The sequence below is a fragment of the Stenotrophomonas sp. Ste86 genome (genome assembly GCF_024519465.1).
GTDB lineage: Bacteria > Pseudomonadota > Gammaproteobacteria > Xanthomonadales > Xanthomonadaceae > Stenotrophomonas.
This window is the reverse complement of sequence record NZ_JALJRW010000001.1, coordinates 15285-38810: the sequence shown is the minus strand read 5'-3', so window position 1 is coordinate 38810 and position 23526 is coordinate 15285. Positions and strand designations below refer to the sequence as shown.

General features: G+C 66.1%; 21 protein-coding genes. 13 read left to right on the top strand and 8 right to left on the bottom strand.

The window, feature by feature from the left end:
* Positions 1-91: 91 nt before the first annotated feature.
* Positions 92-1147, top strand: coding sequence for a LacI family DNA-binding transcriptional regulator (locus NR101_RS00165; RefSeq protein WP_256774335.1), 1056 nt, complete (start codon positions 92-94; stop codon positions 1145-1147).
* Positions 1148-1164: 17 nt separating this feature from the next.
* Here the strand turns inward: NR101_RS00165 and NR101_RS00160 are convergent, their stop codons facing one another.
* The 8 genes from NR101_RS00160 to NR101_RS00125 all read right to left on the bottom strand — a co-directional run bounded on the left by NR101_RS00160 (position 1165) and on the right by NR101_RS00125 (position 14650).
* Positions 1165-3720, bottom strand: a complete 2556-nt coding sequence (locus NR101_RS00160; protein ID WP_256774336.1) for an exo 1,3/1,4-beta-D-glucan glucohydrolase — start codon at positions 3718-3720, stop codon at positions 1165-1167.
* Between the two features lie 5 nt (positions 3721-3725).
* Positions 3726-5135: a sugar porter family MFS transporter gene (locus NR101_RS00155; protein ID WP_256774337.1), complete on the bottom strand. Its 1410-nt coding sequence runs from the start codon at positions 5133-5135 to the stop codon at positions 3726-3728.
* A 47-nt stretch (positions 5136-5182) separates the two neighbouring features.
* Positions 5183-6517, bottom strand: a complete 1335-nt coding sequence (xylA, locus tag NR101_RS00150; protein ID WP_256774338.1) for a xylose isomerase — start codon at positions 6515-6517, stop codon at positions 5183-5185.
* A gap of 44 nt (positions 6518-6561) precedes the next feature.
* Positions 6562-8055, bottom strand: coding sequence for a xylulokinase (gene xylB, locus NR101_RS00145; RefSeq protein WP_256774339.1), 1494 nt, complete (start codon positions 8053-8055; stop codon positions 6562-6564).
* Between the two features lie 64 nt (positions 8056-8119).
* Positions 8120-9649 carry a tryptophan halogenase family protein gene (locus NR101_RS00140; protein ID WP_256774340.1) on the bottom strand — a complete coding sequence of 510 codons (1530 nt, stop codon included), beginning with the start codon at positions 9647-9649 and terminating at the stop codon, positions 8120-8122.
* Between the two features lie 13 nt (positions 9650-9662).
* Positions 9663-10682 carry a cupin-like domain-containing protein gene (locus tag NR101_RS00135; RefSeq protein WP_256774341.1) on the bottom strand — a complete coding sequence of 340 codons (1020 nt, stop codon included), beginning with the start codon at positions 10680-10682 and terminating at the stop codon, positions 9663-9665.
* Between the two features lie 3 nt (positions 10683-10685).
* Positions 10686-11444, bottom strand: a complete 759-nt coding sequence (locus NR101_RS00130) for a SapC family protein (RefSeq protein WP_256774342.1) — start codon at positions 11442-11444, stop codon at positions 10686-10688.
* A gap of 68 nt (positions 11445-11512) precedes the next feature.
* Positions 11513-14650 (bottom strand): TonB-dependent receptor, encoded by a 3138-nt coding sequence (locus NR101_RS00125; RefSeq protein ID WP_256774343.1) that lies wholly within the window; start codon positions 14648-14650, stop codon positions 11513-11515.
* Positions 14651-14946: 296 nt separating this feature from the next.
* Here NR101_RS00125 and NR101_RS00120 point away from each other — a divergent pair, with 296 nt between their 5' ends.
* The 12 genes from NR101_RS00120 (at position 14947) to NR101_RS00065 (ending at position 23523) form a co-directional block, all read left to right on the top strand.
* A complete protein-coding gene (locus tag NR101_RS00120) occupies positions 14947-16032 on the top strand; it encodes a LacI family DNA-binding transcriptional regulator (protein WP_256774344.1) in 1086 nt (361 codons plus the stop codon).
* Positions 16033-16455: 423 nt separating this feature from the next.
* Positions 16456-18135, top strand: a complete 1680-nt coding sequence (locus NR101_RS00115) for a hypothetical protein (protein WP_256774345.1) — start codon at positions 16456-16458, stop codon at positions 18133-18135.
* 73 nt (positions 18136-18208) lie between these two features.
* Positions 18209-19159, top strand: a complete 951-nt coding sequence (locus NR101_RS00110) for an NUDIX domain-containing protein (RefSeq protein WP_256774346.1) — start codon at positions 18209-18211, stop codon at positions 19157-19159.
* Positions 19160-19452: 293 nt separating this feature from the next.
* Positions 19453-19743: a RebB family R body protein gene (locus NR101_RS00105; protein ID WP_256774347.1), complete on the top strand. Its 291-nt coding sequence runs from the start codon at positions 19453-19455 to the stop codon at positions 19741-19743.
* A gap of 44 nt (positions 19744-19787) precedes the next feature.
* The gene (locus NR101_RS00100; protein ID WP_256774348.1) at positions 19788-20057 is read left to right on the top strand and encodes a RebB family R body protein; all 270 of its coding nucleotides are present in this window, start codon (positions 19788-19790) and stop codon (positions 20055-20057) included.
* Positions 20058-20083: 26 nt separating this feature from the next.
* Positions 20084-20350: a RebB family R body protein gene (locus NR101_RS00095; RefSeq protein WP_256774349.1), complete on the top strand. Its 267-nt coding sequence runs from the start codon at positions 20084-20086 to the stop codon at positions 20348-20350.
* Positions 20351-20411: 61 nt separating this feature from the next.
* The gene (locus tag NR101_RS00090) at positions 20412-20684 is read left to right on the top strand and encodes a RebB family R body protein (RefSeq protein WP_005416651.1); all 273 of its coding nucleotides are present in this window, start codon (positions 20412-20414) and stop codon (positions 20682-20684) included.
* A 70-nt stretch (positions 20685-20754) separates the two neighbouring features.
* Entirely contained in the window at positions 20755-20991 is a 237-nt protein-coding gene (locus NR101_RS00085) for a RebB family R body protein (RefSeq protein WP_256774350.1), read from the top strand.
* Positions 20988-21572 (top strand): RebB family R body protein, encoded by a 585-nt coding sequence (locus NR101_RS00080; RefSeq protein ID WP_256774351.1) that lies wholly within the window; start codon positions 20988-20990, stop codon positions 21570-21572. Before NR101_RS00085 ends, NR101_RS00080 begins: the two co-directional genes overlap by 4 nt.
* A gap of 47 nt (positions 21573-21619) precedes the next feature.
* A complete protein-coding gene (locus NR101_RS00075; protein WP_256774352.1) occupies positions 21620-21967 on the top strand; it encodes a hypothetical protein in 348 nt (115 codons plus the stop codon).
* 21 nt (positions 21968-21988) lie between these two features.
* Entirely contained in the window at positions 21989-23059 is a 1071-nt protein-coding gene (locus NR101_RS00070) for a hypothetical protein (protein WP_256774353.1), read from the top strand.
* Between the two features lie 263 nt (positions 23060-23322).
* Positions 23323-23523 carry a hypothetical protein gene (locus NR101_RS00065; protein WP_256774354.1) on the top strand — a complete coding sequence of 67 codons (201 nt, stop codon included), beginning with the start codon at positions 23323-23325 and terminating at the stop codon, positions 23521-23523.
* The last annotated feature ends 3 nt before the right edge of the window (positions 23524-23526 follow it).

Sequence of the window (23526 nt, the reverse complement as noted above, 5' to 3'; positions counted from 1 at the left end):
TTGAACGCAGCCGCAGCGTGGACGGCAAACCTTGTAAGCTCCGGACGTGCTTTGGACGCGACAGCGTCACAAAGAAGAACGGGAGCGCGAATTGGACAAGCCGAAGAAGTCGGTCCGCCGCAAAGCCAGCGGGGTGACGATCGACGAGGTGGCGGCCCTGGCCGGGGTATCGCCGATGACCGTGTCGCGGGCGATCAACCAGGGCAAGGTGCGCGATGACACCCGCGAACGCGTGATGCGCGCGGTGCGTGAACTCGGCTATACGCCCAACCTGGCCGCCAGTTCGCTGGCCGCCGCACACCACACGCGCATTGCGTTGATCTACACCAATCCCAGCGGTGCCTATCTGCGTGAGCTGCTGGTCGGCCTGCTGCGGGTGGCGTCCAACGCGGCTATCCAGCTGGTCATCCACTACTGGGACAACCTGGACCCCGACGCCGAGCGCAAGGCTGCGCGTGCCTTGGACGGACGCGTGGATGGCGTCATTCTGCCGCCCCCGCTGTGCGAATCGCAGCCGGCCGTGACCGAGCTGGTCAAGGCGGGCATCCCGGTGGTGGCGATCGCATCGGGTCACCTCAGTGACGATATTTCCTGCGTCCGCATCGACGACTTCCACGCCGGCAAGGAGATGGCCGAACACCTCATCCAGCACGGTCACCGTCGCATCGGCTTCATCCGCGGCCGCAACGACCTGAGCGCGAGCGCGCGTCGCTACGATGGCTTTGTCACCGCCCTGCATGAGGCCGGGCTGCAGGTCGAACCCGGCCTCGTCCAGCAGGGCGACTACACCTACCGTTCGGGGCTTGCCGCCGCCGAAGCGCTGCTGTCCCACCCTCGGCCGCCGACCGCGATCTTCGCCAGCAACGACGACATGGGCGCGGCGGCGATCTCCGTCGCACACCGCTGCGGCCTGGAGGTGCCCCGTGACCTGTCGGTGGTGGGTTTCGATGACACCTCGGCCGCAACAACCGTCTGGCCCGAGCTCACCACGATCCATCAACCCATCGCCGCGATGGCCGACGCCGCCATCGATATCCTGCTGCGCACCATCCGCCGCAAGCGCGACCAGACCCGCGTGTTGACCGATCACGTCGTGCCACACCGGCTGGTGGTGCGCGACTCGGTCGCGCGCCCGCCCAGGCGCTGAGGGCACACGACGCATCGTCACGCGCCCGGGCATGCGACGGTGGCCTCCGCTTCGTTCAACGCGCCCAGGGCGACGCGTGACACCGAGAGCGTCATCGCGCCCGCCGTCCCGATGGACCAGGGGCGGTCAAGCTTGCCGACATCCGCGCCAGCCGCCGCCAGGCACTTCAAGGGCACGCCCACGCGCGTCCACTGGCCCACAGGCAGTTTTGCCAGCGTCGGCCCCAGCGCAACGCGTGCCGAGCAACCCGTGCCGCAGCCCACCGCCAACCATGCCTCGCCCTGGGGTGCTGTCTCAACCCGCAGCGTGGTCAACAGCATCAGGTCGCCGTTGCTCTCGCGCTGCAGGTCCAGCGCCGTGTGCGACTGCAGCGCGGCCACCGCTTCCCCCTTGCCCGTCCACGCCAGCCGGCGACCGTCTTCCTGCGCAAGGTGATCCACGCCGGTGACATTCAGCAGGCCACCCTCAAGGGATTCCGGCACCTTGGTGACGGTCACGCCCTGCCCCGTGCTGCCCTCCAGCCGCAGGGCCATGCCGGACCCGGCATCGCCGCGCGCGAAGAACACACCCACCGCCCCTTCGTTGCCGGTGACGCCGGAGACCTCCGGCAGCGCGGCCAGATCGCCGTTGTCGGTGTAGGTCAGGCCGAAGCCGAAGGCGAACAACGGGTTGTAGTCCTTCTGCCCGACGTTGTTGGCGTACTGCGTTGCCGTGCGCGGCCAACTGAAACTGAGCTTGCCCTTGAAGTCGTGCTGCACGCGGCCGTCCGGCCCACGCAGCAGCACATCGGCAATGCCGGCGCCTTCCGACCCGGGCAGCCACGCGGCCACGAACGCATCGGCGGCATTGATCTCCCGGTTGACCCACAACGGGCGCCCGCTCAGGAACACCGCGACCACCGGAATGCCGTCAGCTTTCAGTCGCTTGATCAGGGCAAGGTCGGCGTCGTCTCCCGGCTTGTAGGCCAGTGTCGGCAGATCGCCCTGGAACTCCGCATAGGGATTCTCCCCGAACACCACCACGGCGACATCCGGCTTGGTCGCGTACTTCCCGTCCACTGCAAGCTCGGCGTGGCCGCCGGCGGCCTTCGCCTGCTGCGCAATGCCCTCGAAGATGGTGTCCGCGTTCGGAAAATCCTTGCGGGTGGTGCCGGTGCCCTGCCAGTTCAGTGTCCAGCCGCCGGCCTGCTTGCCGACGTCGTTGGCCCCGTCACCGGCAACCAGGATGTGTTGCCTCGGCGACAGCGGCAGCACACCGCCCTGGTTCTTCAGCAGCACCAGCGACTCGCGCACCGCCTGGCGTGCAACGTCGCGATGCGCGGGCGCACCGACGAGCGCGAACTGCCCACCGACCGCACGCGACGACGGCTTGCCCGCCTCGAACAACCCCAGCCGCAGCTTGACCCGCAGGATCCGGCGCACCGCATCGTCCAGGCGCTGCTGGGGAATGGTGCCGTTCTTCACCGCGGCCAGCGTGGTCTCATAGAAGCCCTTCCAGCTGTCCGACGCCATGGCCATGTCCAGGCCCGCGTTGATGGTGGCCGGGCAATCGGTGGTGGTGCAGCCCTTGACCTGCCCGTGGCCGTTCCAGTCGCCCACCACGAACCCACCGAAGTGCATCCGGCCCTTCAACGCATCGGTCAGGTACGGCTTGTTGCCGTGCATTTTTTCGCCGTTGACGCTGTTGAAGGATGCCATCACGGTTTGCGCGCCAGCCGCGATGGCCGGTGGATACCCGGCGGCGTGGATGCGCACCAGCTCGGCCTCGCTGATCCGGGTGTCGCCCTGGTCCTTCCCATCGGCAGTGCCGCCGTCACCGAGGAAGTGCTTCACCGAGGCGATCACATGCCGACCGTCAAGGAACGCAGGCGAGCCCACCTTGCCCTGCAGGCCCTCGACCATCGCGCCGGCATAGCTGGCCACCACCTCGGGCGATTCGGAATACCCTTCGTAGGTGCGCCCCCAGCGGTCATCCTGCGGTACCGCCACGGTTGGCGCGAAGGCCCACTCCATGCCGGTCGCCCGGGTTTCCAGCGCGGTGATTTCACCGATCCGCCGCAGCAGTTCCGGGTTCCGCGCGGCGCCCAGGCCGATGTTGTGCGGGAACAGGGTCGCACCGATGATGTTGCTCTGCCCGTGCACGGCATCGATGCCGAAGAGCACCGGAATGGCCTTGCCGCCCTGCGAGGTATCCATCGACGCCTCGTAGAACGCATCGGCCAGCGCCAACCATTGGGCAGGCGCGGCATCGTAGCGGCCGCCGGGGTCGGAATTGCCGCCGGCCAGGATCGAGCCGAGCCGGTATTTGCGGAGGTCATCGGGCGTGATGCTGGCGATATCTCCCTGCACCAGCTGGCCCACCTTCTCCTCTACCGTCAGTGTGGCCATCAGGTCGGTGATGCGCTTCTCCAGCGCGGCGTCCTCGGCCAGCGGCCAGGCGACCTGCGGCCACGGCTCCGGGTCGGCCGGCGCGGCGGCAACGGGCTTGTCTTCGTTCCCGCAGGCAACCAGGGCCAGCATCAGCGCGGCCAGCAGCACGCCACGGTGGGTGCGGGTAAGGCGTGGATTGGTCATCGTGTTCATCCTTCCATCTGCTCCAGTTCCTTGCCCTTGGTTTCGTGCACATACTTGAGCACGAAGACGACCGAGATGATGGCCGCCACCAGGTAGATGCTGTACGTCGCCGCCAGCCCGATGGCGGCCAGCAGAATGGGGAACGTCACCGTGACGGCGAAGTTCGCGGTCCATTGCGCCGCACCGGCCACGGCCAGCGCCGAGCCACGGATCTGGTTGGGGAACATCTCACCCAGCATCACCCACATCACCGGGCCCCAGGAGACGTTGAAGAACACCACGTAGGCATTGGCCGCCACCAGCGCCAGCGTGCCCATGTGCCCGGGCAGCTGCAGGCGGGCGTCCACCAGCGAGCCGCTGGCGAATGCCACCACCAACAGCGCCAATGACACTGCCATGCCGGCCGAGCCGACCCATAGCAGCGGCTTGCGCCCGATGCGGTCGATGAGCAGCACGGTCACCACGCAGGCGCCGATGCTCAGCGCACCGGACAGCACGTTGATCAGCAGTGCGTCGTTTTCGGAGAAGCCGACCGCCTGCCAGAGCACGGCGCCGTAATAGAACACCACGTTGATGCCGACCAGCTGCTGGAAGATGGCCAGGCCGACGCCGACCCAGACAATCGGGCGGATCCGGCCGGTCACCTTGTTGCGCAGATCCGACAGCCGCGGGCGATGGTGGTCGGTCGACAGCGAGGCGTCGATCTCGGCAAGCTTGGCCTGCGCCTCCGCCCCACCGAACAGCCGCGTAAGCACGTGCAGCGCCTCGTCCTTGCGGCGCTTCACCACCAGGTAGCGCGGGCTTTCGGGAATGGTCAGCAACAGCGCCAGGAACAACAGCGAGGGCACCGCCTGCATCCAGAACATCCACCGCCACGCCGCGTGCCCCCACCACAGCGCCTCGGTCGAGGCACCGGCGGTGGCCGCCAATAGATAGTTGGACAGGAACGCGACGGTGAGGCCGCTGATGATGGCGATCTGCTGGACCGTGGCAAGACGGCCCCGGTAACGCGCCGGCGCAACTTCGGCGATGTACGCCGGCGAGATCACGCTGGCCGCCCCCACGGCAAAGCCCCCCATCACCCGCGCGAGGATGAACATGACCGAAGAGGACGCCGCGCCCGCGCCGATCGCCGACAGCAGGAACAACACCGCCGACACGATCAGCACGTTGCGCCGTCCCAGGCTGTCGGCCAGCCGGCCGGCGCTGAAGGCACCGATGGCGCAGCCCAACAGCATCGAGGCGATCTCGAACCCCTGCATCCACTCGCCGGACCTGAACGCCTGGTGCAGGCCGTCCTGGGTGCCGTTGATGACGCCGCTGTCAAACCCGAACAGGAATCCGCCAATCGTCGCCACCACGCTGATCAACACAATCAGTCGGGTGTTCTCCCCGCCGCTCATTGCCTGGTTCATTGCCCTGCCCCTCCCCGGTTGGGTGTCATCGCTGCGAGCGGTCACGCTCAGCGCAGCAGGTACTGGTTGAGCAGGTTCTCGTAGCGCTCCTGCTTGCCGCTGATCTGGCTGGGTTCCCCGCCCTTGGCGCCCAATGCGGCCAGATCCGTGAGGCTGAGCGCGCCTCCCGCGAATTGCTTGCCGGGACCGTTGTCGAAGCTGGCGTAGCGCGCGTTTCGCCACTGTTCCAAGGGCGAGTCGTTCAGCAGTGCGTGGGCCACTTCCAGCCCTCGCGCGAACGCATCCATGCCACCGATGTGGGCGATGAACAGATCCTCGAGATCGGTGGATTCGCGACGCAACTTGGCGTCGAAGTTCAAGCCACCTTCCAGCCCACCCTGCCGAAGCACCACCAGCATCGCGCCCACCGTGTCGTACAGGTCGGTCGGGAACTGGTCCGTGTCCCAGCCGTTCTGCGCGTTGCCGCGGTTGGCGTCGATGCTACCCAGCAAACCGTGGTCCGAGGCAACCTGCAGGTCGTGTTCGAACGTATGGCCGGAGAGCGTGGCGTGGTTCGCCTCGATATTGAGCTTGAAATCCTTGTCCAGGCCATGCTCCTTGAGGAAGCCGACGACGGTGGCGCTGTCGAAGTCGTACTGGTGCTTCATCGGCTCCATCGGCTTGGGCTCGATCAGGAAGTTTCCCTTCAGGCCGATGCTGCGGCCGTAGTCCCGCGCCATGCCGAGGAACCGCGCGAGATGGTCGACTTCGCGCTTCATCTGCGTGTTCACCAGCGAGGCATAACCTTCGCGGCCACCCCAGAACACGTAGTGTTCGCCCCCCAGTTCCACCGTCGCCTCCAGCGCCGCCTTCACCTGCACCGCCGCACGCGCCACCACGGCGAAATCCGGATTGGTCGACGCACCATTCATGTAGCGCGGGTGCGAGAACAGGTTGGCCGTGCCCCACAGCAGCTTCACGCCGGTCTCGTCCTGGCGGGCCTTGGCCAGGCCCACCATGTGCTTCAGGTTCTTTTCGTACACGCCGACATCGTCGGCATCCGGCGCCAGGTCGATATCGTGGAAGCACCAGTACGGCACGCCCAGCTTGGTGAAGAATTCGAACGCCGCATCCACCTTCGCCTCGGCAGTCGCCATGGGCGAGCCGACCTCCCAGGGAAAATGACGCGTACCCGGACCGAAGGGGTCATGCCCGGCGTTGCAGAAAGTGTGCCAGTAGCAGGCCGCGAAACGCAGATGTTCCTGCATCGTCTTGCCACCGATGACTTTCTTCGCGTCATACACCTTGAACGCGAGCGGGTTGTCCGAGCCCCGGCCTTCGAAGGGGATGCGGCCGATGCCGGGGAAGTACGTCTTGGCGCCGATGAAGGGCTGATTGCTCATGGTGCGTGTTCCTTTCGTTGTGCGAGGTGTCGCGAAAAAGGGGATCAGCCGCGATACAGCGGCATGAGGGCGTCGATATGTCGCAGGAAACGTGCATAGGCCGTGGCATAGGCGTGCGTACGCGTCGGGTCCGGCTGTGCGGACTGCAGCGGATCGACGGCAACGTGCCGGTCGGTCAGCTCGGCGATGGAGGTCGCGTCGCCGCGCGCGTGACCCAGCGCCCACAGGGCCTGCAGTGCCGCTCCGAACGCCGCGCCTTCGGACTGGGTCGGCACGTCCACCGGCAGGCCGAACACATCGGCCACCAGTTGCCGCCACTGCGCGCTGTTGCTGCCGCCACCGGTCAGCACGATGCGGTCGAACTGCATGCCGGCGCGCACAAACGCGTCGTAGCCGTACTTCAGGCTGTACGTGGCTCCTTCCATGGCCGCGCGGTAGAAGTGCGCCGGGGTCATGTTGGTCGTGTCCAGGCCCGCCAGCACCCCCTTGCCCAGCGGCAGGTCTGGCGTGCGTTCGCCATTGAGGAACGGCAGCATCACCAGCCCGTCGGCGCCGGGCTGCGTGGCCCGCAGGTGCCCATCGCCAAAGCGCGTGCTGAAGCCGAAGGCGTCGGCGACCTGTTCGGTCACCACGGTGCAGTTCATCGTGCAGATCAGCGGCAACCAGCCGCCGGTGGACGAGCAGAACGCAGCCCACGCCCCCTCCGGGTCCACCACGGGCGTGTCCGAATAGGCGAACAGGGTGCCCGAGGTACCCAGGCTCATCGCCAGGCGGCCGGGCACGACGCAACCGGTGCCGATGGCCGCCATCATGTTGTCGCCACCGCCAACGGCGACCTTCACCGTCGCGGGCAGCCCCAGGGCCGCCGCTGTGGCCGGGTCGATGTCGAACACCTCCTCGGGCGCGGCGATGCGCGGCAGGCAGGCGGCGAGGTCGCGTTGCGAATCGGTCGCGCGCAGCAGTTCGGTCGACCAGGTGCGGGTTCGCACGTCCAGCCAGCCCGTCCCCGACGCATCGCCGTATTCGCAGAAACGTTGGCCGGTCAACACGAAATTGAGGTAATCGTGCGGCAGCAGAATGGTGGCAAGCCGCGCGTAGACCTCGGGACGATGCGTCTTGGTCCACGGCAGTTTGGAGGCGGTATAGCCGGTAAGGACAGGGTTGCCGGCCAGTGCGATGGTGCGCGCCGTGCCGCCGAGTGCGTCCATGATCTGCACGCACTCGGCCGAGGTACTGGTGTCGCACCACAGCTTGGCCGGCGCCAGGACCTCCCCGGCTGCATCGACGGGTACGAAGCCGTGCTGTTGGCCCGAGACCGCCAGCGCGGCGATACGGGATCGGACCTTGGGATCAATCGCAGCGAAGCAGCTATGAAGCGCTGCCACCCACTCGGCCGGCCGCTGTTCACGGCTGCCGTCGGCGGCGGACGCCAGGTCCAGGGGCGCGCTGGTGCTGGCAACCAGACGGCGCCCGGCAGGGTCGTACGCCACGACCTTGAGACTTTGCGTACCTGCATCTATTCCGGCAACCAGTTCCATGTTTACCACTCCGTCCCCACATGAAGGTAGCGCTACCATTTCCAGGCAGCAGCATGCTTTTCTGCTATGCCAGGGCTGAGGCCCGTGGCCATACGTCCTGCGCAGCCTTGCAGTAGCGGTCGATGAACGCGGCCTGCGAGGACATCGTCGCGACGGCGTGCTGCACCGGTTGCCGGATCCGCGCCAACAGCGTGCGCAGATCCGCATCGTCGATGGCACGTGCAAGCGGGTGCGCAGGACCCGGCGCGATCCCCTGCCCCATCAACACGCTGGTCCAGGACTCCACACGGAACAGCTCACCGGGGTCCTGCCAGGCATGGGCACGTTCGCGCCAGGCGCGCAGCCGCATCGCGAGCGACTCGGGCAGCGCCATCTCACGGCAGGCTTTCCACATCGGCTCGTCGCGCTGGTTGGCGTGGTAGTGCAGGATGATGAAGTCGCGCACATGCTCCATCTCCTGCCGGCTGACATCGTTGTACAGCGCCATCAGCGTCGGGCTGACGCCGTCGAACGGGAACAGCTGGATCAGCCGCACCACGGCACTGATGGTCAGGTGGATGCTGGTCGACTCCAACGGCTCGATGAAGCCACTGGCGAGCCCGAGCGCCACCACGTTCTTGTTCCACGCCCTCAGGCGGCGCCCGCTGCGGAACGGGACCAGCCACGGATCCCGCAGCGGCGGGCCATCGACGTCACGCAGCAGCTTGGCCTGCGCCTCGTCATCGGACATGTGCCGGCTGGAGAACACCAGCCCGCAGCCGACCCGGTGCTGGAGCGCGATATGCCATCGCCACCCGGCTTCGTGCGCGATCGCACGGGTGTAGGGCACCGGCGGCGCGATGGACTCGGTCTGCACCGCAACAGCGCGATCGCTGGGCAACCATTCGTGCCAGTCCTCATAGCCGGTCTGCAGGGTCTGCTCGGTCAACAGGCCGCGGAATCCCGTGCAGTCGATGAACAGGTCGCCCTCGATGACCTGCCCATCCTCCAGCACCAGTGACGCGACGGAGCCGTCATGGGCGTGTTGTTTGACCTCGCGGATCTTGCCCTCCACCCGTCGCAGGCCGTGCCCTTCGGCCTTGCGTCGCAGGAATTTGGCATACAGCCCGGCATCGAAGTGATAGGCGTAGTTGAGCCGGGGTTGGGTATCCAGCGAGAACTGGTCGCCGCGCGAGGCGACGCTTTCCAGGCAGAAGTCACCCAGTTCCGACGGCATGCCGCGGCGCAGGCTGTCCAGCCAGAAGTGGTGGAACGGCGTGGCCAGGGTTCCCTGCCCGATCGTGCCGAACGGATGGATGAAACGATCGCCGGGTCGACGCCAGTTCTCGAACGAGATCGAGAGCTTGAACGTGCCGGCAACGGCGCGCAGGAACTCCTGCTCGTCGATCTGCAGAAAGCGGTGGAACGCACGGATGGGCGGCACGGTCGACTCGCCGACACCCACCGTGCCGATCTGCTCGGACTCCACCAGGGTGATGTCCAACTGGTCGCGGAACTGGTGCGCCAGCGCACAGCCGGCCAGCCAGCCTGCGGTGCCGCCACCGGCGATGACGACCTTGCGGATACGCCCTTCGGTTGTGTTCGCCACGTTCAATACGGTGCCCTCATCAGCGGTTGAGTCGAGCCAGCAACTGGGCGCGCATGCGGCGCGCCTGCGTCTCGTCGAACGGTGCCAGGTCGCCCCGGGCAGCGTCGGGCAGGTGCTGTCCCGCACGCTCACCCGGACCGAATACGTAGTACTCGAAGATCTTCGCCCAGGCCTGCTTTTCGCGCGCCGGCAGATCGCGCACGGCCCACATCGCGTGGTGGAGGGCCGGCAGCGGCGAGGAAAGGAAGGCCGGTGAGCTTCGCCACCAGTAATTCACCAACACGTTGAAAGGCGCCAGGCTGCGCACGTGGTGCCACCACATGCTCGGAATGAAGATCGCATCGCCCGGTTCCAGCACGGCGGTCTGCGCGCTTGCCAGTGCATCACGGAAGCGCGGGTGGCGCGCGAAATCCGGGCGGTCGAAATCCACTACGCTCACCACCTGCCCGCCTGGCGTAGGCGCCAGCGGCCCCGGATACAGATTGTCGATCTGCTCCGGCGGAAAGAGCGTGAACCGGCGCCGGCCCACGGCGCAGCACGCCAGGTTGTCCGGGGTGTCGAAATGGCAGGAGGCCGTCACCCGGTTGCCGATCCAGATGCTCGCCGACGCCTCGATGCCCTGCCCGGCCAGGCCGACGTCGTTGGCCTGCGCAAAGCCGGGGAGCGCCCGATCAATCAGCAGCGAAGCGACATAGTAAGTAGGTGGCCGTGGTGCCTCGAGCGTGTCTTCAATCTCGGCCAGCACCTGGGTCAGCAGGCCGCGCCGGACCTCAATGTTCAAGCGGGTGAAATCGTCGTTGTAGAACGGACGCCCTTCGATCTCGGGCCCGCCGAACGAATACGGGACAGGCACGCCCACCTCGAAGCGGCGCAGATAGCCCAGCGCCTCCTGCGCGGAGCGCAGCCCGGCCTGCACCAGCGGCCAGTCGCGTGCGATGCCGCGCAGTACCACCGGTTCCCCGGCGGACACCAGTGACGCCAACGGCAGTGCCGTGGGCTCCACGTCCTCCAGTGTCCGCATGGCAACGCCGTCCAGCACCCGTCAGTTCCTGCCGGCCGCAGTGGCGACATCGGCGATGCGCAGGCGCCGTTGCTTCTCGGCGATCAGGCGTCGCATGTTGTGCAGCGAGGCCAGCATCAGGTAAGCACCTTCCAGATAGCCGGCACGGTTGAGTTCGGCGAGCGCGGGACCGTCCAGCAGGGCCAGGCGGTCCCGGTCGATCGCGTGCAGGCCGTTGACGCTGACCCGATGCTGCGGTTCGATCTGCACGTCGAGCGTGATGGGTTGAATCAGTTCGTGTGCATCGAGTCGGGCAAACATCGCTGCGCCAAAGGCATGGCCGTCGTGGATGCCACGCAGCACCCCTGCGATGTGGTCCAGGTAGGGCGTGTTGCCGCCTTGCGGCAGGAACACCGGCTCACCCTGCATCGCCTTCACGCGCGGATGGTCCAGGTCTACGTGCAGCACCGCTTCCTGGCTGGGTGCGCCATCGATCCGGCGCTCCTGGAAGCCGATGAGGAACGGCCCCTTGGCCGCTGCCCCGGGCAGATAGGCGGCATTCCAGCGACCTTCCTGCAGGAACAGGTTTTCGTGCTGCTCGAACCCGAGCAGTGCCACCGATTGCCACTCGCCGGTGGCGACGTCCCTGCGAAGGAAAATGGGATATTCCCGCTGCAGTTCGGCGAACTCGCTCGGATAGGCCGGCACCATGCCGACGGCGTCACCAAACTCGGGGCCGAAGTCGGTGGCCACGCGCAGATCGCGGTGGGCGATGTTGTTGAGCATTTCGTAACGCGGCATGGTGTTCTTCCAACCCCATCAGGACCTTTGAACGGGTGCCGCTGCCAGGGCAGCGGCACCCCCACACATCAGAACCTGTAACGAACGCCGAGCATGTAGCGCGGGCTCTGGTCAGCCAGCTTCACGATCATCTGCGAGGTGCGCGAGCGCCAGCGGACGTCCTCACCGGTCAGGTTGATCGCTTCCAGACCGAACGACCAGTGATCATCCAGGGTGTAGTTCACGCTGAGATCCCACTGTTCGTACGGTTCCACGTAGTACGGGTTGCGGCTGGCACCCTGGTTGGCGAGGATCAGGTACTGGTCACGCCAGTTCCACGCCAACCGCACCGACCAACCGTATTTTTCGTACATTAGCACGGCGTTTGCGGTGTCACTGAGGCCCGTCAGCGCGAACTGGTCGATGCCCGGATCGCCCCCGTTGTTGTAGCCCACATCGCCCTTCACCAGGGTGTAATTGGCGAGGACGCCAAACCCGGTATCACCGAAGAAGTACTGCCCGCCCAGCTCCCAGCCGTGCAGCTTGGCCTGGTTCTGATTGATGGGACGGTTGACGTTGAACTGGTACAGCGGGTCGCCGGCCTGCCCATACAGATCGTAGGCCGCTTCGGTCGCCAGGACCTGCGCGTCGGTACCCGTATAGGCGCCCAACCCGGCCGGGTTGTTGCGCAGCAACGCCAGCGCGGTGAACAGGGCGGTGTCATTGGCCGAGCAGGCCGCCGCATTGGCCGCACCGACCTGGGTGATACAGGCGCCGCTGTTGAGGAATGCCAATGCCGCCTGCGCATCCGGACCGGAGGTGGGATCCCTCAACCCGTACAGATCTTCCTGCACGATGGTATTGCCGACGAAGTTGTTGACCGACTTGTTCCAGTACGTCAACGACACATAGCTCGCATCAGCGAAGTACCACTCCAGCGCCAGGTCGAGGTTGTCCGACTCCAGCGGCTTCAACTGCGGGTTCTGGGCGGTGCCGCTGGCCCGCGAAGAGGGATCGATCAGCACCGAGCCAAACGGTTGCTGTGCGGTCGGGCCTGCGTAGAGGTTGCCGATCGGCGCGCGCGCGATGCTCTTGCCGAACGAGACGCGCGCCTTCAGATCGTCCATGAGGTCGATGCTGAAGTCGAGGTTGGGCAGGAGGTAGCTGTAGCTGTTCTTCTCGGTGAACGGCTGTTGCTCGTCGGACAACACCACGCGGAAGTCGTTGTTGGACTGCCATTCGATGGCCTCCGGGATGGCGATGACCGACGTCGACACCACATCGGTGGTTTCATAGCGCACGCCCAGACGGGTATTGGTGCGCAGGCCGCCCAGCTCGCCGTCCAGCTCGACCTGGAAATAGGCCGATTTGGTCTTCTCCTCCACGAGGTTGTCGGCGGCGCGCTGCGGGCTCACGCCGAGGTTGGCACCATAGTTGTCCGCGGCCCACTGCGCGAGGCGGCCAGCATCGCCGCGCCAGGCGGTGAAGCTGTTGGCGTTGTAGTCGTTGAACAATCCGACGATGTTGACCGGCTGCAGCAGGTCCATCAGCCCGTTGGCAACATCCCCGTCCACGTTGGTCACGCCCCAGTCGCCCAGCGTGTTGTAGTTCTCCGCTGCCTGGATGCGGTGGGTGGTCTGCTTGCTCGAGTCCACGCCAAACTGGAAGCGCCCCTTGTCAAAGCTCCACTCACCGTCGATGCGACCCTGCTTGATCTCGCTGACCTGGGTCTGCGAATTGATGCGCAGCACCTGCGAACCAATCTCGCCCGGCGCAAAGCCCGGATTGACCACACCGTTGGTTTTGGCAATGGCATCGGCCGTGCTCGGGTACCAGACCTGGGTACCCACCGGCAGACCGTTGTTGAAGTTCATTTCCTGCACCCACGAGCCACCGCAATGCGGCCCGGTGGTGCAGTTGTTGGTGCCGGCGATGCTGCTGAAGATCGAGCCGCCCCCGGTGAGCGGATCGTTCGGCCGGCTTTCGTTCTTTGAATCGTGCGCGTCGAAGGTCAGCTTGAACCGGTCGGTGACGTTCCACAGTGCATTGAAGCCGAGCGATCCCAGCTTGTACTTCTGCATGCTGCGCTGCTGTTCAAGCCCGAAATCCTTGGTCCCTGCGATTTCGCGGATGTAGATCGGCGTAGCCACCGCACCGCTGGTGTCGAACGTTACATCGGTGTAGTTGCTGTTCTGCAGCCACATGCCCTGTTCGCCACGATTCTCGGTGATCTCGTTGGTCGAATAGGTGTAGTCCAGGGTCAGGGTCACCGCGTCGGTCGGCGCGAACTGCAACACCGCCTGGCCATTGATGCGCTCACGTTCGAACTCGGAGAACGCATAGCGCAGGTCGTTGGGACGTCCGTACAGCGCACCGATCGCCGGCGCATTGACCACGGTCGGGTTGCCGGGCATCGTGCCGGTCCACGGTTGCACGTTCCAGTAGTTGTCGGTGGCCTGCACCGAGCCACCCTTGCGTTTCTGGTAGCTTGCGCTCACCCCGACACCGAAGGTCTTCTCCGGGTTGCTGTAGCTGAAGATGCCGGACAGTTCCGGTGTCAGATCGTTGCCAAACGGCTGACTCTCGTCGGAGACGACCTTTGCACCGGCACTGGCGACGGTGCCCGCATGGTCGAACGGCCGTGCGGTGAGGATGTTGATGGTGGCACCGATACCCCCGCTGGGGACATTGGCCTGGCTGGTCTTGTAGACCTCGATGCCATTGATGGCTTCAGCGGCCAACTGGGCGAAATTGAAGGCACGCGTACCCCCATCGACACCGCCGATGGCGACCTGTCCGGAGGCACCGAACGCATCCGCGCCGGGCATCTGGCGGCCGTTGAGCGTCACCATGTTGAACTGGGGGCCAAAGCCGCGCGCCGTGACCTGCGCACCTTCACCATCGCGGCGTTCGATGGAGATGCCGGTGATGCGTTGCAGCGATTCGGCCAGGTTGGTATCGGGGAATTTGCCGATATCCTCGGCGCTGATCGCATCCACTACGCCGGCCGAGTCCCGTTTGATGTCCATCGCCTGGCTGAGGCTGTTGCGGATGCCAGTGACCTGCACGGCATCCAGCTCGGTCGGGTTGGGCTGGGCCTGGCGTTGGGGTTGGACGACCGGTGCCGGCGTTGACGCGTCTTGTGCGAATGCGGGATTGATGACCAGAACGCCGCCTACAAACGTAAACATGGCCCTGGAGGTGAACTTCGCCAGCGTCCGGCTCATGAACGAGCCCTCCGGTCTGGCGTACGACGGAACGTAGAAGCGCTCATGACTCTCCCCTCTGACATACGATCGAATGGATGTACCGCCCCTCCTGGGGGCACGTACGGGCGATGCCCGTCTTCCACACCGACATCGCAGCGCGCTGTGCGCTTGCTGCGACTCAAACTCGCTTTCAGGCTTGCCAGAACAGCCGCGTGGTAAAGGGGGGGGCACCCGCTGGCCTTACACCGGCACAGTGGTAGCGCTACCATCACGTCACGGGCGCAGACTAATCATCCAGGGTTGCGCTTGTCATCATGCAGCGCAGCAAAGGAACCCATTTCTTGAAAAGCAGCCATAAAGTGGTCCGCCGCAAGGCCAGCGCCATCACCATGGATGACGTCGCGGCGCATGCCGGCGTATCTGCCATGACCGTTTCCCGCGTCATCCACGGCCATGCCGGCGTGCGCGAAGACAACCGCGCGCGCGTCATGCGAAGCGTGCGCGACCTGGACTACCGGCCCAACCTGGCCGCAAGCGCGCTGGCCGCGGCGCAACACACCTGCATTGCGCTGATCTACACCAATCCCAGCTCCAGCTACCTGCGCGAACTGCTGGTGGGCGCGCTGCGTGGGTCTACCCGTGCAGCGGCGCAGCTGGTGATCGCCGCGTGGGACGAGCTCGGTGCCAAGGCACGTCGCGAGGCGGCAAGGCGGCTCTCCGGCAGCGTGGCGGGTGTGATTCTTCCGCCACCGCTGTGTGAATCGAAGGCCATCGTCGACGAATTCGTCACCGCCGGCGTTGCCGTGGTGTCCATCGCGTCCAGCCACTTCAGCGACAGGATCTCCTGCGTGCGCATCGATGACCGCCAGGCAAGCCACGACATGGTGTCGCATCTGATCGCCCACGGACATACCCGCATCGGCTACATCACAGGCGATCCGAACCAGACCGCCAGTGCGCATCGCTGGCAGGGCTACCGGGATGCGCTGTCCGACGCTGGCCTCCACTACGACGACGCACTCGTCCAGCCAGGGTACTTCACCTACCGCTCCGGACTGGAGGCAGCTGACCGGCTGTTGACCTTGTCCCAGCCGCCCAGCGCGATCTTCGCCAGCAACGATGACATGGCCTCGGCGGTTGTTTCAGTGGCGCATCGTCGCGGCCTGGAGGTGCCGGGTGATCTTTCGGTGGTGGGGTTCGACGACACCTTCGCGTCGACAATGGTGTGGCCCGAACTCACCACGATCCATCAACCGGTGGCGGAGATGGCCGACACCGCCATCGACATCCTGCTGCGCGAGATCCGCCGCCCACCCTCCCCCGCAGGCGGCACGGTCAACCATGTGCTGGCGCACCGGCTGATCACGCGCGCGTCCGTATCGAGGCCATTGGGAAGTTAATTCGCACTCCCTCGGTACCTTTCCCAGCCTCGACAGTAACGCCCACGCGCCTCATGTTGATGGCCTCATTTGCTGGGATGTCTTCGCCACGCGCCTGCAGGACGGCGCGCCTCTGATGGCGCACGGTTGATCCACTTCGTCATCATCGCATCGCCGCCGTCCTGGCGCCGCCGCAGCCTCTCGGCCCGGCGCAAAGCAACCGCGACCGCCTCGGAACGGACGCCGGCCAGCAGCAAGGCCAGCACCGCCTGCCCGCCAGCCGCACCATTCGCGGCCCCGATATCGTCAATTCCACCGCATTCGGACCTATCGGCGCATCGCCGCCGCATTACCCGTCGTTTGCGCCGATTCCTGCCGCCGCATCGTTCCTAGCATGCCCTGAAGCTGACCGTCCCAGGTCAAGCGCCAACACAGGGTGTCCGCATGCTGACCATCACTCCCGACGACATCATCGGATGGACCGTCCGTATCGACCCGCCGGTCGCGGATCTGGTCATGAACAATATCCAGGTCGGCGCCGGCGGCGAGGCGCTGCCATGGAACACCTACGGACTGGAGATCGAGTTCAGCACGCACGACAGTGCGATATTCGCCTTCACTCACGTGGTGGCCGCAACGCTGCAGCCTGGCGACGCGCAGCCGTGGCGGACCGATGCAGACCCGCTCGCCGTCGGCAACGATCTGCGCAAGGTGGATCTCGCAGAGCCCGGCGCTTGGCGGATAGAGTCCGATTCGGATCACACCTTCGAGCTGGTCAGCCCTCCCCTGCGCTTTGACACCCTCCGGAACGCCTACCGGTTCAAGGCCGAACTGGCCAAGATCCTGACCGAGTCGGTGGCCGTACGAGCACCGCAGGACGACGGCGACATGGAGGAGGACGACGCCATTGTCGCCACCACGTTCGCTGACTGGCAGCAACGCTTCACCCCCCAGCTGCGCGGGCTTCTCATCCGGGCGGTGCGTGATGGGCACCTGCGCCTTACACCCCGTGCCGACGATGGCGTGCCACTGGCACCGGCCACGTGCACCTGTGCAGCGTGGGGCGACGTCGGCAATGCCATCAACGTCTACAACGTTGATGACGGCATCAACATTCCGGCCGCCCGTTACCGCCATCAGCTGCGGCAGCACGACTGGGGCGGCTACACACCTGGCATCATCCTCGCCAAGTACAGCAAGTTCTGGTCCAGCGGCTTCTCCTCGCAGATGAATCTGCCGATGACCTTGTGCGGCTACTTCCTTTACATGCTGCGCAAGACCTGCATGCCCGACTACGACGCGCTGTTCGACGGCAACGATGAGACCCGGCGACTGCGAGGCGAGCGCCACAACCGCAAGCTGGGCCTTTGGTACTGGCGACACGTGCTGCTGCGTGCCTGCTGCAGTTACATCCTCAACGTGCGCGGCCTGGACAGCGCCCATGCGCTGGATGCCGATCAGTTGCCCAAGTGCGCCCTGCTCCACGTGGTGGCCAGCAAGGTCCTGACCGGTGCCATGGCGTGCCTGAGTGAGCCGTTGCAGCTGCAGATGCAACGCGATGCCTGGAATGCCAGTTCCACCCAGGCCATCGACGCAGATCAGGGCGAGACGTTGAGCGGCCACGCGCGCGACTGGGCGCCCTACCACAGCGCGCTTAAAGACCTCACCGGGCTCTGGTTGAAGGCGTCGTTGATGGACGTGTTGCAGACCCAGGACATGGCGCTCTACCGGTGGGCAGTACTGAACCTGCCGACCGTATTGCGCGAACGTGGGATATGGGATTACGCGCTGGAAGACTGGACGATTCTGGAGCGGCTGGAGCCGCTTCGCAAAAATCTCGAGTGGAACGATCTGGACTTTTTCAATCGCCACAGCAAGCGCGCCGAATTGTGCAACCGCGTGCAGCAGGTGGCCGAGGCACTCGCAAACCATCTGGACGGCCTGAACCCGAACGGCCGGGTGCTTGATCCGCTGCCGCCCCGCAACCAACGGCGCTTCCTCGAACGCGACGGCGTACCGCCGTGGGAAGCCCGTTACGACACGATGTATGACCCCATCACCACCGACGCCGACGGCAACGCGCTGCAGTCGGCCCGTTACCTGGTTGAACACCGCAACAACTGAATGCGCCATGCCCATGCAGCCCGCCGGGTGGTCCGGCGGAGCGCCCATGCTGCCCACCCCGAGGAGAGTCGTGATGACACAAGCCTACGCTGCGGTACGTTCCGGAACGCAATGGTTGATCGCGCGCAAACGCGTCACCAATAGCTGGTGGAGCAGCATTGCCACGCCAGCATTGGTGGTGGAAGCTGCCGCCCTGCTGGCCGCTGCACTCACCTCGCCTGCCCGGGCGGACCTGACCGCCCAGGCGGGCACGCTACTGGTCGATGCCGCTGCCGCAGCGCAATCGGCCTGGGGCAGCACGCCGGCCGCCGCCACCACGCTCAATGCGGTCAGGGATGCCTCGGCACAGGTCGCGACGGCCGCCGGCGCCGACACGGTTCAAGCGCTGCAGGTTGCGCTTCCATCCGTGCTGACGGCGGCGGACCGGGCCTCCAGGACAGCCGGATTCGCTGCCGCGACGCCGCTCGGGACCCCGCCGATCACCGTTTGGCCCGACGCCGGGCTGGTCGGGCGCATCGCGGCGGCACAGCTGGCGCTGGAAACCTGGATTTCCCAGCGCCCGGAAACGCTCGTCAACCAGGCCGGGCAATGGGCACTGCCGGGCGGGCGCATGGGACTGGGCGAGGCGGCCGAGCCGGCTGCCCGCCGCGAGTTCGCCGAGGAGACGGGCACCCCACTCGGCCCGGAATTTGCAAGGTTCGCACTCGTCGAATTCGGGCCGCGGCCAGGCAGGGTCTCATTCGTGCTGGTCTGCTTCGATGCCCCCCTTGAAGTGGACGCTGGCACCCTGGCGACCCTCAACGCCAACCTGGCCGGACGCCCTGCCATGATGGGCAGGCCCACCGCGACCAGCGTGGCGGACTGGGAACTGGATCGACTGCAGTTGGTCGAGCAGGCCGACATCTGCAACGTCCTGGGGGTCCAGCAGAGCGTCGTCCTGCCGCAGGTCCCGCAAGCAGGGTCGCAGTCCATCGACTGGTATGCCGCGATCGCGCGTTACATCGCGGGGCTTCCCGTTCCCTGAGCCCAGCATCGCCATACCTCCCGCAGCGGGGCTGCCCCGGGTTTTCCACCCCGGCGCAGCCCCGCTGCGTTTAAGGTCCCGCGCGTGTTTTGGGGGGCGCCCTGCACCCACCCGCGTTTTCCCCGTGTTGCAGCGCCCTCTTTCACGCCAGATCCGCCGTATTCTTCGTCGATTCCACCAATCCACGCCGCCGCGATGTTTCTACTCTGCATACACGGTGACGCACAGACACTTCGGCGCAATGCACCGTGACACTGGACCCCAGGCAGTTCCATCTTTCATAGGAGCAGAACATGGCATTTCCAACCGCGGTAAACGACCAGATCACCGATTCGGTTACCCAGGTCAATACCAAGGTGCTGGGCGACGCGCCCGCCATCGCGGTGGGCAACCTCTACCAGGCCACCTCGCAGGCGTTGGCCAACGCCGCCCACAACGCTACCAACGCCCAGCAACAGTCGTATGTGACCGCGCAGTCGGCCACCACCATGGGCGTGGCCACGCTGTACTCGATCGATACCGCCAGCACCGCTGTGGCTACCAAGGAAGTCTTCAGCACCCGCGTGCGCGGGCTCGGTTCCTGATCCGGTTTGATTGCTGTTGATCCGCCACCCTCAAGGAGCACGACATGGCATTCCCGACGTCCGTCAACGACCAGATCACCGATTCGGTTACCCAGGCCAACACCAAAGTGCTCGGCGATGCGCCGGCCATCGCAATGGGCAACCTCTACCAGGCTACCGCGCAGGCGCTGGCCAACGCCGCCCACAACGCCACCAACGCGCAGCAGCAGTCCTACGTGACGGCCCAGGCAGCCACCACGATGGGCGTGGCCACCCTGTACTCGATCGACACGGCCACCACCGGCGTGGCCACCAAACAGATCCTCGGCGCTTGACGCGCCGCCGGGCAAGGAGCTGACCCATGGCATTTCCAACCGCTGTGAATGACCAGGTCACCGACTCGGTCACCCAGGCCAACCTCCAGGTGCTGGGGGTTGCCCCTGCCACGGCCATGGGCAGCCTCTACCAGGCCACGGCGCAGGCACTGGCCAACGCCGCCCACAACGCAACCCTCGCCCAGCAGCAGATGTATGTCACGGCGCAGGCCGCGACCACGATGGGCGTTTCACTGCTCTATGCAGTCGATACCGGCGCCACCGGCGCCGCCACCCGGAAGACGTTCGGCTGATCGCAGTGATGGCCGCCAGTCTCCGTTTCCGTAGCTTCGTCCACCCCAAGGAGTCTTCACCATGGCATTCCCTACCGCCGTCAACAGCCAGATCACCGACTCGGTGTCGCAGGTCAACACCAAGGTTCTTGGTGATGCACCGGCCATCGCAATGGGCAACCTGTTCGTGGCCACCAGCCAGGCGTTGTCCAACGCCGCGCACAACGCCACCAACAACCAACAGCAGTCCTACGTGACCATGCAGGCCTCGACCACCCAGGGGGTGTCGACCTTGTATGCGATCGACACCGCCTCCAACGGCGTGGCCACCCGCGAAATCCTGGGTCTGCGCTGACGTGTCGGTCCGGCGTGACGCCCACCGCGGCGCCCCGAGCCTGGGTGGCGTCACGTCGGACCTCTGATCCATGGCCGCCTCGCCCGCCATTGCCTACCTGCTGGAAGCCACCAGCGCGGAGTCGGCCTTGGCGATCGCGTTGGCGCCTTCATTCGCGATGTCGGCCACCTATCTTGCGATGGCCGACTCACTCGGCCTGGCGATGCAGAACGCCGTGGCCAACCAGCAGCGCGGCCAGGTCACGGCAGGCGCGAGCCTCGCCCAGGTGCTGGCCCTGATCATCCAGAAGGGAGCGGTTCCATCATGATCAACGACAACACGGTCAACACCCAGATGGTCGACAGCGTCAGCACGCTGGCAGCCCTGACCACCGGCCAGGCCGCTTCGCAGGCGTTTGGCATGCTGGATGTAGTGATGCTTGAGACGCTGGGTACGGCCATGCACAACGCCGTCAACCGCCAGCAGGGCGGCGGCATGGTCAGCGCCGCGGCGGTCACGGCCACGTGTGCGAAAATGATCAACGCCCCGTTCCCCGCGCCGCCTCCCCCGCCACCGCCGACACCGCCGACGCCGCCCAATGTCCTCCCGCTTCCCGGCCCGCAGCCCACGCCGCCTTCGCCGGCGGCGGTGATTGCGGCAGCCACCAATGAAGGAATGACCGCCATCGGCATCCTGCAGGCACAGACCCATGGTGCCAGCGCCGATGCAGCGACCGCCGCTGCCAACCTGCATACACTCGAAGTGCTTGCAGCAGGTACGTCGGCGTCCGCGCCCGGTCCCGTGCCCGACCCTGCGCCCGGTCCGGACCCGGCCGTGGGTCCCGCCCCGGATTCCGCGCCTGCCCCCTCCCGCCACGCCGATCCAGGCGACGCGGATGCCCGCCCCTGAAGCACCGGTAACAGCGCACCCCTGCGCATGTCCTTGGAGGAGTTCTTATGGACCCGAGCAACGTCAACGCCCAGGTCATCGACGTCATCAACCAGGTGCAGACCGCCACCATGAGCCCCCAGGTGGTGCTCACCAGCGGTGCGGGCAAGGCCTACCAGTCGGTGGCCCAGTCGGCGGCGATCGCCGTGCAGGACGCCGCCGATGCGCTGCGCAACGTCTCCACCATCGCCACCACCGCGGCGGGCGTGGCCATGGCCCAGTACCTGGCCACGGGCGACGAAAAATATGCAAAAGTGCTCAATCAGGCGCAATCGATGATGCAGGGGGCGACGGAGGATTTCAATCGCGTCGGCACCGCCGCCGCATCCGTACTCAAAGGATTTCCGGCCGGTTGAGGCCCCCAAGGAGAACCGCAGATGAGTCTTTTCGTTGCTGGTCGTTCCATTCCCCACCTCGGCCTGCTCAGCAGTGTGTGCCGGCAGGTGCTGACCCTTGTCGATGGCGGCCAGCCCTGGTTGCAGTGGGCCATCGATGCCCACGAGCATCGCTATCAGTTCGCCGACGAAAGCATGCTGCTGGATGGCATCCAGCAGGGCCTGCACGGCTCTCGTCTGGCCTGGCTGCCGCAGACCGGCCTGCAGGTGAGTCCGATCAAACTGCTCAGCCTGGGCGGGGAAGATATCGACACGCTGTACCGGGTGGAGCATGGCGAACACGGCAGCGCTCTGGCCGACAGCGTGCAGCGCCTGCTGTCGCGGCATTCCCTGGTCAGCAACGCTGCGCTGCAGTCCTACCGTCCTTTCCTGGCAGCTGTCGGTGGCGCCGATGCGCCGCTGCTGCAGCAGTTGGATTTCCGCGAAAGCCTTGCGCTGTGGCAGCTGGCCGCCGAACAGGGGCCGCAGCTGCCCAGCGGAGCAACCCGAGGGGAGGCAGCGGACTTCGCACTGCAGCACGCACGGCGACCGATCGAGTTCTGCGATTACTACCGCTTCTACCTGCGCACCCAGCACACCGCCGCAACCGCCGAGCAGCGGCTGGAGCGCGCCACGCACGCGCTGCAGATCCTGCTGCCCATGCTGTTCGGTGCGCTGGACGGGCCACAGCTGCCGCGCCTGCCGGCGCCTGAAGAAGTGCGCCAGGCCATCGCCGAGACACTGGAGGCAGGACGACCGGTTGGCTTCGCACGGATCTCCCTGGCCGCCCAGCAGGTCGCGGTAGCCCTGCATGGAATGCCCCTGGATCACGAGACCATCCGCGAGGCAGCGCGCCGGCAGATGCGCGAAGCCCAGGCCTTTCTCAACGAACACCCGGTCCATCGTGGGCGGCTGGGCCAGGACGGCGCCAGCGTGCAGTTCCCGATCGAGGCCTCGCGGCAGCGAGCGCTGGTGCAGGTGGAAGACAACATCATCACCCTGGCGCAGTACAACCGGCTGCTCGGCGATGACGCATCCGAAGCGATGCTAGGTTACCAGGCCAGTTCGGCGTGACGGTCGTGGCGCCGTCGCACGGGCCGGAGCACGCGTGCACGTCGTTGGCTGCGGCGGCCGGTGACGCGGTTGTCGCCGGCCGGCAAGCCGCGCGACTACAGGCCGATCAGATCCTGGCCAGCGCGCAGGCCGCGCTGCGCCATCTCCTGGGTGCCCGCGCTGGCGGGCACCCTTCCTCTTCCCCAGACGGAGCCATCCCGATGACCTTCCCGACCCCGCTTCCTTCGCCACCGGACGGTGGCCGCCCCCCCCGCAAAAGCCCGATGGAGATCGCACAGGAACTGGCTGAAGCGGCGATGGCGGCCACCGAGCAGTCCATTCGCGCGGCGATGGAAGCCTCCCAACATGCGATCGAAGCCGCCAACGAAGCGGCTCGCCGGGCAGATGCCGCCGCCGAAGACGCTGTTCGCCGCGCTACCGAAGCCGCCGCCGAGGACGACGCAAAGTGGGAACAGCGCCGCTAGGCC